Origin of the sequence: Streptococcus sp. HN38 (assembly GCF_028335765.1) — a bacterium.
GTDB classification, from domain to species: domain Bacteria; phylum Bacillota; class Bacilli; order Lactobacillales; family Streptococcaceae; genus Streptococcus; species Streptococcus suis_P.
Genome location: NZ_CP116604.1, coordinates 199,944 through 213,151, shown reverse-complemented (window position 1 = coordinate 213,151; position 13,208 = coordinate 199,944). Strand labels below are relative to the sequence as shown.

Annotated in this window: 10 protein-coding genes and 1 pseudogene; 3 read left to right on the top strand and 8 right to left on the bottom strand. The window is 45.0% G+C overall.

The window, feature by feature from the left end; all coding sequences use genetic code 11:
• Positions 1 to 55 precede the first annotated feature (55 nt).
• Together PHA78_RS01110 and PHA78_RS01105 are read right to left on the bottom strand one after the other, a co-directional pair.
• Positions 56 to 1,003 (bottom strand): serine hydrolase domain-containing protein, encoded by a 948-nt coding sequence (locus PHA78_RS01110; RefSeq protein ID WP_192369862.1) that lies wholly within the window; start codon positions 1,001 to 1,003, stop codon positions 56 to 58.
• Entirely contained in the window at positions 1,000 to 1,734 is a 735-nt protein-coding gene (locus PHA78_RS01105; RefSeq protein ID WP_192369855.1) for a CppA N-terminal domain-containing protein, read from the bottom strand. Before PHA78_RS01105 ends, PHA78_RS01110 begins: the two co-directional genes overlap by 4 nt.
• A 185-nt stretch (positions 1,735 to 1,919) precedes the next feature.
• Between PHA78_RS01105 and PHA78_RS01100 the strand changes: the two genes are divergently transcribed.
• The gene (locus tag PHA78_RS01100; RefSeq protein WP_272158351.1) at positions 1,920 to 4,187 is read left to right on the top strand and encodes a Xaa-Pro dipeptidyl-peptidase; all 2,268 of its coding nucleotides are present in this window, start codon (positions 1,920 to 1,922) and stop codon (positions 4,185 to 4,187) included.
• 226 nt (positions 4,188 to 4,413) lie between these two features.
• On the opposite strand, the gene PHA78_RS01095 is transcribed toward PHA78_RS01100, so the two are convergent.
• Positions 4,414 to 7,548 carry a GAG-binding domain-containing protein gene (locus PHA78_RS01095; RefSeq protein ID WP_272158558.1) on the bottom strand — a complete coding sequence of 1,045 codons (3,135 nt, stop codon included), beginning with the start codon at positions 7,546 to 7,548 and terminating at the stop codon, positions 4,414 to 4,416.
• Between the two features lie 133 nt (positions 7,549 to 7,681).
• Positions 7,682 to 8,851, bottom strand: coding sequence for an SIS domain-containing protein (locus PHA78_RS01090; RefSeq protein ID WP_272158350.1), 1,170 nt, complete (start codon positions 8,849 to 8,851; stop codon positions 7,682 to 7,684).
• A gap of 275 nt (positions 8,852 to 9,126) precedes the next feature.
• On the opposite strand from PHA78_RS01090, the gene PHA78_RS01085 reads away from it, so the two are divergent.
• Positions 9,127 to 9,426 (top strand): YbaB/EbfC family nucleoid-associated protein, encoded by a 300-nt coding sequence (locus PHA78_RS01085; RefSeq protein ID WP_002941492.1) that lies wholly within the window; start codon positions 9,127 to 9,129, stop codon positions 9,424 to 9,426.
• 37 nt (positions 9,427 to 9,463) lie between these two features.
• On the opposite strand, the gene PHA78_RS01080 is transcribed toward PHA78_RS01085, so the two are convergent.
• A complete protein-coding gene (locus tag PHA78_RS01080; RefSeq protein WP_272158349.1) occupies positions 9,464 to 11,230 on the bottom strand; it encodes a glycerophosphodiester phosphodiesterase in 1,767 nt (588 codons plus the stop codon).
• 79 nt (positions 11,231 to 11,309) lie between these two features.
• On the opposite strand from PHA78_RS01080, the gene PHA78_RS01075 reads away from it, so the two are divergent.
• A complete protein-coding gene (locus PHA78_RS01075) occupies positions 11,310 to 11,858 on the top strand; it encodes a GNAT family N-acetyltransferase (protein WP_014635825.1) in 549 nt (182 codons plus the stop codon).
• Positions 11,859 to 11,878: 20 nt separating this feature from the next.
• Here the strand turns inward: PHA78_RS01075 and PHA78_RS01070 are convergent, their stop codons facing one another.
• The 3 genes and pseudogenes from PHA78_RS01070 to PHA78_RS12500 form a co-directional block, all read right to left on the bottom strand.
• The gene (locus PHA78_RS01070; protein ID WP_015646325.1) at positions 11,879 to 12,373 is read right to left on the bottom strand and encodes a DUF536 domain-containing protein; all 495 of its coding nucleotides are present in this window, start codon (positions 12,371 to 12,373) and stop codon (positions 11,879 to 11,881) included.
• A gap of 112 nt (positions 12,374 to 12,485) precedes the next feature.
• Positions 12,486 to 12,863: pseudogene (locus PHA78_RS01065) on the bottom strand (family 1 glycosylhydrolase); the annotation flags it as partial.
• Positions 12,785 to 12,985 carry a family 1 glycosylhydrolase gene (locus PHA78_RS12500; RefSeq protein WP_099809105.1) on the bottom strand — a complete coding sequence of 67 codons (201 nt, stop codon included), beginning with the start codon at positions 12,983 to 12,985 and terminating at the stop codon, positions 12,785 to 12,787. The gene PHA78_RS12500 and the pseudogene PHA78_RS01065, both read right to left, overlap by 79 nt.
• Positions 12,986 to 13,208 lie beyond the last annotated feature (223 nt).

Below are 13,208 nucleotides of genomic sequence, written 5' to 3'. Positions count from 1 at the left end.
TGCAGGTCCTTTTACTATGTCGAAAAATCTACTGAGTGTTGCGGAAGGATAGTTATTAGTCAACAGCCTCTTCTTCCTCCAGAACTTGCCGTATCAGAGCCATGACCTGGTTTCGATCCAGCTTCCACTGGGCACGGACGTCCTTTTCAAAAGTTCGATTAGAAAGGAAAATAGCCGCCTTTTGCAAGGGACGATTGTACATGATAAAGGTTCCTGTATAGCCCGTATGGGACAACCAGTCCCCTTTCTTATCCCAGGCCAGCGACCGCTTGCGCTTGTCGTCAAAGCCATAATCCTGGGTCAAATTCGCCGCAAAGTCCTCTGTCAGATAGCGCTCCAAGAAGATTTCCAAATCCTTGACCGTCGAAAAGAGACCCGCACTACCCGCATGGATACCCAAGACACGCGCCTTGGGATCGTGCACCACACCTGCTTTTACACCACGTACCGTCGGCACCGCCTGACTGACTGGTCCAAAGGAGGTTTGGGACATGCCAAAGGGCTCTAGAACGTCTCGTCTGATCAGCTGGTCCAGACTAGCCCCACCCAGTTCTTCCAGCAAAAAGCCCAGCAGAAGAAAATTGATATCTGTATAGAGAAAATCTTTTTTATCCGTCACCCTAATCTTCAAAATCGCTTCTTTTAATTGGTCGGCATCCAGACTATCCCGATTGGGAATGAAGGGATCAATGCCGCTAGTATGGGTCAATAATTGCCGGATGGTCACTTGACTATTCTGAAAAGCAGGATAGTAAGACTGCAAGGTCCTATCTAGCTCCAAAGCTCCGCTATTGACCAAAAAAGTCGCAAGAGTACCTACACCAACCACCTTAGACACGGAGGCCAAATCATAAGTCAAACCCGCCTCAACTGGCGTCTGACCATCCTGGGTACCCAGATAATACTCCTGCCACTGACCCTTAGAAAAAAGAGCCAGACTGGCACCAGGATAGACTCCTGCTACAATCTGCTCTGAAATCTTGTCTAAAATCGCTTGTCTCATTTTTCAAACCACAATTCAATACCACTTGGGTCAACCGTTTGGATAAAGGTTTCTTTTTTGTCTTTAAAGAAGGGGCCTTCCAACTGACTCTCCAAGTTTGCCCAGTCAAAATCCTGCTCGACAGGAAAACGCAAACTGTCCAAGTCCCAAACCTGATCCGCAGGAGTTACTAAATCTTCACCTTCCGCCCCAACAAAATGCAAAAAGTCTTGTTCAGGTAGGATTGCCTCATAGAAATCCTGACTAACGCTGGCTTGTGGACTATTAATCCACACTGATTCCACCGCAAAAGCAGTCAGACCTGAAAAATCAGCTTGAGCAGTAAAGTGTACTGGCGGAAGAATGGCCGTCAAATCCTCGATAGACTGTTCTGCATGGAGCAAAAAGTTATCTCCCTCTGGAGAAAGAGCTTCAAAGCCAAAACCAGCTTTGCCTTTGTAGAGCTTGGTAAAAACAGTTCCTCGAGCTAGCAAGGCTTCAATTTCATGAGCCTCTTCGACCTTGATGACCAGTTTATTTAATTTTTTAAATCCCTTGACAGCCCGAGTGCGATTGCCCGGCGATTCCATCAAAACCAATTTTGTTGCAGAACTGGTTCTATCGCCAAAATCAGCAAAAGGACCATCTTCTAGTTTCACTTTCATTCCTAGTTGATCTTCTAGGAAGGCTTGATTGATACCACGATTATTGACACGCAATACAGGCACAATCACATCATTTTTTCTCAACACGATAGCTATTCTCTCCTCAATAAATACTAGAATATTGTATAAAAAAAATCACTATTTTACAACTAATTATACTGTCATTTTCTACATTGATATTTTTATGTTTTCATCCGATAAATCTTAGACAAAGGCCTTCTTATCAGATATAATAATAAGTACAGACTACTAAGTAAAAAAGAGGAAAAGCTATGCGTTTTAATCAGTTTTCTTTTATAAAAAATGACGTACCTGGCTCTTTGGAGGAGCTAAACAATCTTGGTTTCGCATTGCAGAGCGACCACAGTCAGAAAAAAAATCTGGAAATCTTTGTCAGAAAGTGCCATTTCCTGACAGCAAATACCGACTTTGCTCTGTCCAACATGATTGCGGACTGGGATACAGACCTGCTGACCTTCTTCCAGTCTGACCGTGAGCTGACAGACCTGATTTTCTATCAAGTGGCCTTTCAGTTGCTGGGCTTTGTGCCTGGTGTGGATTACACAGATGTGGAAGAATTCCGCGAGGCTAGCCAATTTCCTATTGTCTATGGAGATATCATCGACAACCTCTACCAGCTGCTCGCTACCCGCACCAAGTCTGGAAATACCTTGATTGACCAGCTGGTCAGTGACGACCTAATCCCAGAGGACAATCGCTACCACTTCTTCAACGGTAAATCGCTAGCGACCTTTTCAACAAAAAAACTCATTCGTGAGGTGGTCTATGTCGAAACGCCTGTCGATACGGCTGGGACTGGGCAGACAGATATTGTTAAGCTATCCATTCTCCGGCCGCACTTTGACGGAAAAATCCCTGCGGTGATTACAAACAGTCCCTATCATCAAGGAGTCAATGAAGTTGCCAGCGACAAGGCCCTGCACAAGATGGAAGGGGAATTAGCACAGAAACCTGCTGGCACCATTGAGGTCAAGCAGACCAGCATCACCAAGCTAGACTTGGACCAGCGGGAGCTACCTGCCAGCCCTTCCACCGAAAAACTGGGCCACATTACTTCATACTCCCTCAATGACTACTTCCTCTCTCGCGGCTTTGCCAGCCTTCATGTGTCTGGTGTCGGCACGCTGGGCTCGACGGGCTACATGACATCTGGCGACTACCAGCAGGTTGAGGGCTACAAAGCGGTGATTGACTGGCTGAACGGCCGCACCAAGGCCTACACAGACCACACTCGCTCGATTGAGGTCAAGGCCGATTGGGCCAATGGTAAGGTAGCGACGACGGGACTTTCTTATCTCGGCACCATGTCCAATGCCTTGGCAACAACTGGCGTGGACGGATTGGAAGTCGTTATCGCAGAAGCGGGGATTTCCTCTTGGTATGACTACTACCGTGAAAACGGGCTGGTGACCAGCCCTGGTGGTTATCCAGGAGAGGACTTGGATAGCTTGACCGCCCTGACCTACTCGAAAAGCCTGCAAGCAGGCGACTTCCTCCGCAATAAAGCAGCCTACGAAAAAGGACTGGCAGCAGAACGAGCTGCCCTGGATCGCATCAGCGGTGACTACAATCAATACTGGCAGGACCGCAATTATCTGCTCCACGCAGATAAGGTCAAGTGCGAGGTGGTCTTTACCCACGGCTCACAGGACTGGAATGTTAAGCCCATCCATGTCTGGAATATGTTCCATGCCCTGCCAAGTCACATCAAAAAGCACCTCTTCTTCCACAACGGTGCCCACGTGTATATGAACAACTGGCAGTCTATCGACTTCCGCGAGTCTATGAACGCCCTGCTCAGCCAGAAACTGCTGGGCTACGAGAACGACTATCAACTGCCAACGGTTATCTGGCAGGACAACAGCAGTGAGCAAACTTGGACGACCTTGGACACCTTTGGCGGTGAAAACGAGACTGTCTTGCCACTAGGTACTGGAAACCAGACCATTGCCAATCAGTATGCCCAAGAAGATTTTGACCGCTACGGCAAATCATATCCAGCCTTCCACCAAGACCTCTATGCAGGCAAGGCCAACCAAGTCAGCATGGAACTGCCTATAACGGAGGATATCCTGATTAACGGACAAGTCATGCTGAAACTCCGTGTCGCTTCTAGTGTAGCTAAAGGTCTCTTATCTGCTCAGCTATTAGACAAAGGAAATAAAAAACGCCTAGCCCCAATCCCTGCGCCTAAAGCAAGATTGAGTCTAGACAACGGTCGTTACCATGCCCAAGAAAATCTGCTGGAGTTGCCTTATGTGGATATGCCACAACGCTTGGTAACCAAGGGCTTTATGAACCTGCAGAACCGCACCGACCTAATGACTGTTGAGGAAGTGGTGCCAGACCAGTGGATGGATGTGAGCTGGAAACTGCAACCGACTATTTATCAGCTGAAAAAAGGTGATGTCTTAGAGCTGATTCTCTATACAACCGACTTTGAGTGTACTGTTCGGGATAATTCTCAATGGCAAATCCACCTTGATTTAAGTCAATCACAGTTAATTTTACCGCACTAATACTCAATGAAAATCAAAATCAGACTAGTTTCAAAGGTTTGGGAAGCCTTTGGAGGTTGGAGATAAAGTGAACGAAGTTCATTTCTCCAAGAGCAGATATACCCCTGCTACCATAAAATCAAGTCAACAACGTCTGATTTTGATGTTCGAAGAGCATAATATTGATTTTCAGTTCTAAAAAGAGGCTGGGCGTTTCCGCCCTGCCTCTTTATTATTTCATAATAGTTTAGATTTGATCTTTAGATTTTTTGTTTATAGCTGTAGCGACTACTGCCAAGCTAATTCCAGCTAAACCAAGGCCTACTAAGGTTAGGTTATTGCGTTGTTCACCTGTTGCAGGTAGGGTTGCTTTGTTTGCAGAAGGTGCACCCTTCTGACTCATTGTTGGATTTGATTGTACTGAAGGAGTTGTTTTTACTTCTTCTTTCTTCATTTCCAAGCTACCTTTTACAAGGATACGATTTTGGCCTTCAACAACAGTTTCTGATAATAGGTTGGTTGCGACAACTTTACCATCAACTATGACATCTTGATAAACAGATACTTTTTTACCTGCTTTTCCTTCTTGAAGAAGGTATGATTTGCCAAGTGCTAGGCTTGCATCATATCTGATTTCTTCTTTGATAGGGAGAGCTTCTTCTACCTTGCGTTCTTTTGTTGCGAAGTCTAGCTTTGGTTTTTCCGCTGTTTTTGGTGCGACTTCTGGAACTGCTGTCTTAGGTGCAGAGTCTTCCGCTTTTGGTTGCTCCGCCTTTGGCATTTCCTCCTTCGGCATGTCTTCTGCTTTCGGCTGCTTCATTTCTGGTTGCTTAGCCTCTGGCATCTGTTTGTCAGACTCTACTTTATCAGTTTTCGGTTGGTCCATTGGAGTTTCCGGTGCTGGAGCTGGGGTCGGAGCGTCTTCCTCAGTTTTTGGCTCTTCCTCTTTCGGAGTTGGAGCTGGAGCTGCGTCCGGAGTTGGGACTGGTGTTTCTTCTTTCGTTTCCGGAGTCTTCTCTTCTGTTTTCGGCTCCTGTGTTTCCTCTTCTACTTTCGGTGCCGAAGTGTCCTTCTCAGCTTTTGGTGCCGGTGCCTCTGGCATTGGAGCCGGAACTTCGTCCTCTGCTTTCGGCGCTGGTGCTGCGTCCGGTGCTGGAGTTGGAGTTTCTTCTTTCGTCTCTGGTGCCTTCTCTTCTATTTTCGGCTCCTGTGTTTCCTCTTTTGGAGCCGGTGCCTCTGGCATTGGAGCCGGAATTTCTTCCTCGGCTTTTGGCGCTTCTGCTTCCGGTGTTGGAACTGGAACTTCTTCCTCTTTCGGCGCTGGTGCCTTCTCTTCTATTTTCGGCTCCTGTGTTTCCTCTTCTACTTTCGGTGCCGGTGTGTCTTCCTCTTTTGGAGCCGGAGCCTCTGGCATTGGAGCCGGAACTTCGTCCTCTGCTTTCGGCGCTGGAGCTGCGTCCGGTGCTGGAGTTGGAGTTTCTTCTTTCGTCTCTGGTGCCTTCTCTTCTGTTTTCGGCTCCTGTGTTCCCTCTTCTACTTTCGGTGCCGGTGTGTCCTCCTCTTTTGGAGCCGGTGCCTCTGGCATTGGAGTCGGAATTTCTTCCTCGGCTTTTGGCGCTGGAGCTGCGTCCGGTGCTGGAGTTGGAGTTTCTTCTTTCGTCTCTGGTGCCTTCTCTTCTGTTTTCGGCTCCTGTGTTTCCTCTTCTACTTTCGGTGCCGGTGTGTCCTCCTCTTTTGGAGCCGGAACTTCGTCCTCTGCTTTCGGCGCTGGAGCTGCGTCCGGTGCTGGAGTTGGAGTTTCTTCTTTCGTCTCTGGTGCCTTCTCTTCTGTTTTCGGCTCCTGTGTTTCCTCTTCTACTTTCGGTGCCGGTGTGTCCTCCTCTTTTGGAGCCGGTGCCTCTGGCATTGGAGTCGGAATTTCTTCCTCGGCTTTTGGCGCTGGAGCTGCGTCCGGTGCTGGAGTTGGAGTTTCTTCTTTCGTCTCTGGTGCCTTCTCTTCTGTTTTCGGCTCCTGTGTTTCCTCTTCTACTTTCGGTGCCGGTGTGTCCTCCTCTTTTGGAGCTGGAGCCTCTGGCATTGGAGCCGGAACTTCGTCATCTGCTTTCGGCGCTGGTGCTGCGTCCGGTGCTGGAGTTGGAGTTTCTTCTTTCGTCTCTGGTGCCTTCTCTTCTGTTTTCGGCTCCTGTGTTTCCTCTTCTACTTTCGGTGCTGGAGTGTCTTCCTCTTTTGGAGCTGGAGCCTCTGGCATTGGAGCCGGAACTTCGTCCTCTGCTTTCGGCGCTGGAGCTGCGTCCGGTGCTGGAGTTGGAGTTTCTTCTTTCGTCTCTGGTGCCTTCTCTTCTGTTTTCGGCTCCTGTGTTTCCTCTTCTACTTTCGGTGCCGGTGTGTCCTCCTCTTTTGGAGCCGGTGCCTCTGGCATTGGAGTCGGAATTTCTTCCTCGGCTTTTGGCGCTGGAGCTGCGTCCGGTGCTGGAGTTGGAGTTTCTTCTTTCGTCTCTGGTGCCTTCTCTTCTGTTTTCGGCTCCTGTGTTTCCTCTTCTACTTTCGGTGCCGGTGTGTCCTCCTCTTTTGGAGCTGGAGCCTCTGGCATTGGAGCCGGAACTTCGTCCTCTGCTTTCGGCGCTGGTGCTGCGTCCGGTGCTGGAGTTGGAGTTTCTTCTTTCGTCTCTGGTGCCTTCTCTTCTATTTTCGGCTCCTGTGTTTCCTCTTCTACTTTCGGTGCCGGAGTGTCCTCCTCTTTTGGAGCTGGAGCTGGCTCATCTGCGGGACTTGACTGAGGTTGTTTTGATTTTTCCAGTTCAGCAACTCGTTGCTTAATTCTGTCCATGGCCTCACTTGCTTCTCTATCAACGTAGTCTCTTAAGGTATCGCCCTCTTGGCTAGCTGTACTCTTGTCTTCGTCTTGCTTTAAATGCGCATCATATTCTTTCTCAATGTTTTCATTACCAGGGTATTTTTTACGATACTGAGCAACCTCACGTGTCAAACGTTCCATTGTAATATGGTTTTTAAAATCAGATAATAGTCCAGAAATCCTAGAAATTTCGGGTGCATCCTCCTTCAAAGTAGAAACACGCCCCATTTCAGCTTTTCCAAATCCTAAATAAAAATCCCACAAGCTTTTTTGAAACGAGTACTCAGAACGATCATATTCAGGAAATTCATTCAATTTTTCCAAGTCCGTTTCTAGCTCTTTTACAAGGTCTTGGAGCTTTTGAAGAGGTGTTTTTGTAGTCTCTGTAGCTGTTGAAGTCTCTGTCGTCGCAAAAGTGGTTGGTGTCGAGACTCCCGCCCCAAGTAGGCAAGTAGCAATTAGCACCGATCCTACGCCGACTTTAAATTTACGAATACTATATCTGAATTTTTTATTTGCAGTTTCCATTTCTACCATCCCTAAATATATTATATTTTATTATATACTATATTATACCACGATACTCAGGTGGTTGGATGTGTTTTTTATGTGTTAAAACTCTACCGAATAGCTCTGCTTCTTCATCATTGAATACATGTAACTATTTTTCTAGTGGATGAATAATCACACCCTGCACCACACGGTTTACGGTGCCTGTTGGAGATGGTGTATCTGGCAAGTTGTTGCACTTAATGGCTGCCATAATAGATACCGTTTGGGCAAAGAGGATGTAAGGGAAGGTTAGGAAAACATCTGGCAGATCTGCTCCGCCTTCTGCCAAGACAAAATTGGCTGCTTCTGTACCGACTAACTTATCAGCCGACAATGCCACTATCCGCTCTGCTATGCCATCACCATGAACTTCATTAAGCAAGTCCACATCATACTGACGTGTGTAGGCATCGTTTGAGGCAAAGAGGAAAATCAAAGTCTTTTCATTGATGAAGGATTTTGGTCCATGACGGAAACCGAGTGGTGACTCGTACATGGTCGCAATTTTGCCTGCTGTCAATTCCAGAATTTTCAACTGAGCTTCGTGGGCAAGACCATAGAAACCACCTGAACCGAGGTAAATCACTCGCTCAAAATCAAGGTTAATCAAGTCTTGCACGTAGTCTTCACGGTCTAAAACATCTTGACCCAGACGGGCAACGGTCTCAACCCAAGCAGCTTTTTCTTCTTGACTGGCTGGCGAGAAGACGAGGAGGGCTGTCAGAGCCATACAGCTGTAAGAACCTGTCATGGCAAAGCCCTTATCGTTTGATCCAGCCGGTTGCAAGAGCAAGAGATTGTCCGCATCCCCTTCGGCTGCTAGTGCCAGCTTACCTTCTGGTGCACAAGTAATAGTAACTTGGTAAAGCTGATCAACCAATTGCTTAGCGACTTCAACTGCTGCCACACTTTCTGGTGAATTTCCTGAACGGGCAAAGGATACCAAAACCGTTGGCACATCTGCCTGTAAATAGTCATGTGGGCGACTAACCAGCTCCACTGTACCAATGGCAGAAAAACAAATGTGTTTCAAGTCATTGACTTGGTTGAGGTAGTTGGCAATACTTTGCCCAACAAAGTCAGAAGTCCCTGCACCTGTAAAAACAATGTGAACAAAGTCATGTTTTTCCTTGATAACCTTCAAGAAGCCCTCAATCTTCTCAAGCTGGCCAAGATAGAGTTGATGAGCCTCTTTCCACAAGCCAGGCTGTTGGTAAATTTCGGTCGCCGTAATAATAGCTCCCAATTTTTCTAATTCTTCTTTTGCTAAACGGAACATAGCTCCTCCTTGATTTCTGGTTATAACCAGTTTTTTCTTATATTATAGCGAATTTATCCCTCAAAGTCAATTTAAAATAGATTAATATGTCAAATTCATATCCGATATTGCTGACTATAACTTATTTTAAGAAGGTAGCATTATCTACATAAAACATGTTATAATATTTACTACGCCTCTGCCTTTGAAAATTTTTAACAATAAGGCAAAATAAGGCAAGGAAAAATTACAAACAAGGTCTAAACCCTTGTTACGAAAGGAATCTTAAAAATCTTATGATGAACATGCAAAACATGATGCGCCAAGCTCAAAAACTTCAAAAACAAATGGAGAAGAGCCAAGCTGAGTTGGCTGCTACTCAATTTACTGGTAGCTCTGTACAGGACTTGGTTACTGCTACTTTTACTGGAGATAAGAAATTGGTTTCTATCGACTTCAAGGCTGATGTTGTGGATGCAGACGACCTTGAAACCTTGCAAGAAATGACAATCCAAGCAGTCAACGCTGCACTTACAAAAGTTGACGAGGCAACTCAGAAAAAACTAGGTGCCTTTGCAGGTAAATTACCTTTTTAAAAGAAAACGCGATTGGATATTCTCCTCTCGCGTTTTTTTATTCAAAATTATAAATCAAAGACTGAAATTGCAGGAAAAAGAGGTCTGGATAACGTCGATTCTCTTTCATTTCCTCCATCAGAATTTGAAGCTCGGTCATGTTGTCAGTGATGATACCATCCACTTGTAGCAGCAACATCTTGGTCATACTCTCTTCTTCATTCGGTGTCCAAGCATAAACTGACTTCCCACGAATCCAAGATTTTACCATAAAGTTTTGATCCAGCGAAGTGTATTCCATAGTATAGCCATCAGCAACCGTCGTCGGATAGATAGAGTTGAACGGAAGAATAAAGAAGGATACTAATTTCTTGCTATACTGCTTTATTTCGATAATAGTACGGTAGTCTAATGATTGCATCTGATGTCCTTTGGCAATCAAACGTTGACCATATTTTTTTAAGAAATTCTGGGTGAGTTTTGGCGAATCTGCCTTGGTCACTTTAATTTCTACCAATAATTTCTGTCCCAGCTCATCTGCTTTTTCAAGATATTCATCAAAAGAAGGAACTGGAGCTGCCATGCCGTTTTCTGATGCAGTCATCCCTGTCAACTCTACAAGAGTATAGTCATGTGTACCTCCGGGATTGCCCGTCAAAGCCAATAAATCCGTATCATGCATGACAATAAACTGACCATCCTTCGTCTCCTGAACATCCATCTCAATATAGTCTGGCTTGAGCTGAGAGGTTTTCTCTAGGGCCTCGATAGAGTTCTGGACAGCATTGCCATTGTCAACACCGCGATGGGAAATGGTAACTGGCAGGGTATCGAAGGGATAGTAGAGTGCAAGCGCTCCTTTGGTACCGAATACCAGACCAGATACTAGCAAAATTGCCAATCGCAGGCGATGACGGAGGCGTTTACGGCGGTAGTTTGGCAATTGTTTCCCTGTTAAGAGACTAATGAATCCCATCATAAAGAGTGCAACTACTCCGTAGTAGGCTAATTTTAGGATTGCATAACAAACAACTGCCAGCCAATATGAAGGGCCTGTGTCTGGTAGATAAGGTTCAGCCACTAGTTGCACTAGATAGAGCAATATCCCTATTCCTGTGAATAGGAGGACTGGAAAAGTGACCAGCCAAATCAGACGGAAAAAGGAACTGACTTGTTTTCTTCCCCTGGTCTTTTTCCAAGAATAAGCGATGGATTCCTTCACACTCCTGTGTTCAAAGTAAATGTTCGGCAGAGCGTACATAAAGCGTGATGCGAGCCAGAAGAACAAGAGGAGAAAGAACAAAATCAATATTCCTAGCCAGACTGTGTTGGATAGGTAATCTACGATAAATTGGGGTACTACGATTTTATTAAAATAATAGATATTTAATACCCGTCGTAAAGACGGGAGAAGAATAACTGAGTAAAAGAGCAGAAATAAAACCTTTGGTAGGCTGCTGTGACGGATAATCGCCACCATACTATCTCGTACATCCCGTAAATAGTCGGGGAGGTGCTTGACTTTTTCATCCAACAGTTGCCAAACCCCTGTGAACAATAGAGCTAATTCTAGATAGGCAATGGCAATGTTGACAAAAAAGAGGAGAATAAACAAGCCCGTCACGAGCGGATTTTCAGCAAACACCGCCAACAAATTCGTCGGTGAAAGGTAGGCATGCCCTGTCATAGCTAAGAGTCCCTCAGAAATCCATGAATTGAGCGGTATCCAAACAAATTCCATAAAGGTAAACAGGGTAAAAAAGAGCAAAAGAATCTTGTCTAAGTTGTAATATATTTTTTGAAATTCACGCTGTATCTTTTTCATGATTCTAGTGTCCCATATTCTGACAGGAATTGCAAGCCTTCATCAAATATGCTAGACTAGAAAAATAAAGGAGGTTCTCATGATTAGAATTGCACCGATGACTGAAGATTATTTGCATACACTTTGGAAGATTGGCCATCGTGAAGCTGCACCTCGCTGGAAGGAATTTGCAGCTCCCTATTTTGATGACTACCAGGCCTGTGCCACTTTTGAAGATTTTCAAGCACTGGAACTCTACCAGTGGTTACAAAAAGATTGTGTCAGAGCAATCTTAGTGGATCAGCTGCCTATTGGATTTGTGAGCTATTACTGGGAGTGCCAGCCAACACGCTGGCTCGAAATCGGGATTGAAATCTATGACGATAAGGTCTGGGGAAAAGGATATGGCACAGCTGCTCTCCAACTCTGGATTGATACCATTTTCCAGCAATTTACAGAATTAGAACACATCGGGCTCACTACCTGGTCTGGCAACAAGGGCATGATGAGAACCGCTGAAAAATTAGGCATGACCAAAGAAGCCCATATCCGCAAGGTTCGATACTGGCAAGGGCATTATCATGATTCTATCAAATATGGAATTCTGAGAGAAGAATGGGTAGAGAATAAGAAAAAATCAAGTTCCTAAGAGCTTGATTTTTTACTTATCTATCTTCCAAATAAACGTGCAAAGAAGCCTTTAGCTTGCACTTCTTCTGCCTGTGCTTTAACTTCGTCCAATTCCAACTTGAGAACTTCCTTATCGGCCATAGCTTTTAGTGTCAATTGCTGTTGCTGATCCAACTGTTTATCCTTCTCAGCAATCTGCACATCTTTGACCTTGAGTTGTTCATCTTTTTCGGCAAGTTGCTTATCTTTGGCTTTTAATTGACTATATAAGCGGATGATTTCAGCATTTTTCTCGTCAACTAAAATTTCCATCAATTCACGATGCTTGACTTCATCACTAATCGGCTCATCTTCAAAAATGGTTGTTTTGTAGATTTCCTCCAACTTAATCAAGCCAGCACGATTTACAACGGTCACACCCTTGTCATTTTTATCTACAAATTCTTCAGGAAGTGATTTGACACGATTATTCATAGCCTGCCGGCTCACTCCTAAAATTTCAGCTAACTCACTGACTGTTTTTTCGATTCCCATAATATCCTCGGTACTTACATTTCTCATAGTTTGTATCATTAAAATATTACCACAAAAGCCCAAGTTCTGTCAAATTATGGGAGATTTCCAAAACAAGACTATCACCCTCTAGCTATCTTGTAAATCCGTTCTCTTCACTCACTTGCTTGAACCAATATCCAGATTTTTTGACAGTACGCTTCTGAGTTTGGAGGTCAAGCGAGACCAAACCGTATCGGTTTTTATAGGCATTTAACCAAGACCAACAGTCAATAAAGGTCCAGACCATATAGCCCTTACAGTTCGCCCCTTCATCAATACCTCGATGGAGCTGAATCAAATGGTCTTCCATGAAGTGAATCCGATAGTCATCCTGAATCATGCCATTTTCTTCAAAAACATCCTCCCCTTCGACTCCCATGCCATTCTCAGTTACCAACCATTCGATATTGCCATAGTTTTCCTGGATATTTTTGGCAATGTCGTACAGCCCTTCTTCGTAAATTTCCCATAATCCCAGTTATTCCCCCCCTTTCCATCACCAGCTACGCTTCCCTCACTTTGAGGCCCTGAAGTGGAGGATCCCCACAAAAAACCTTCTGGAAAACAATACTCTCTTTGCTCAGTTACCATTCTTCTACCTACTTTCTTTCATGCTACAGACGGAGTTGTTAGAACCTGGATTCACAATGCAGCTTCCACAAAATTACTTTGCTTGTATATACAGGCTCCTGATGAAAACTAATTTTCCTTAGTCTAAGTATACTCCCCTAACCCGTCAATGGTCTTCCGCAATCTCAAGGAAAAACTCCACAAATCATAGCAAAGACTCAAACTACTTTCTTGATGAAAATAT

Bases quoted from the DNA above. Each gene is read 5' to 3' on its own strand.
- PHA78_RS01100 (WP_272158351.1), top strand. From the start codon at position 1,920: ATGCGTTTTAATCAGTTTTCTTTTATAAAAAATGACGTACCTGGCTCT.
- PHA78_RS01110 (WP_192369862.1), bottom strand. From the start codon at position 1,003: ATGAGACAAGCGATTTTAGACAAGATTTCAGAGCAGATTGTAGCAGGA.
- PHA78_RS01080 (WP_272158349.1), bottom strand. From the start codon at position 11,230: ATGAAAAAGATACAGCGTGAATTTCAAAAAATATATTACAACTTAGAC.
- PHA78_RS01070 (WP_015646325.1), bottom strand. From the start codon at position 12,373: ATGGGAATCGAAAAAACAGTCAGTGAGTTAGCTGAAATTTTAGGAGTG.
- PHA78_RS01085 (WP_002941492.1), top strand. From the start codon at position 9,127: ATGATGAACATGCAAAACATGATGCGCCAAGCTCAAAAACTTCAAAAA.
- PHA78_RS01095 (WP_272158558.1), bottom strand. From the start codon at position 7,548: ATGGAAACTGCAAATAAAAAATTCAGATATAGTATTCGTAAATTTAAA.
- PHA78_RS01075 (WP_014635825.1), top strand. From the start codon at position 11,310: ATGATTAGAATTGCACCGATGACTGAAGATTATTTGCATACACTTTGG.
- PHA78_RS01090 (WP_272158350.1), bottom strand. From the start codon at position 8,851: ATGTTCCGTTTAGCAAAAGAAGAATTAGAAAAATTGGGAGCTATTATT.
- PHA78_RS12500 (WP_099809105.1), bottom strand. From the start codon at position 12,985: ATGGTAACTGAGCAAAGAGAGTATTGTTTTCCAGAAGGTTTTTTGTGG.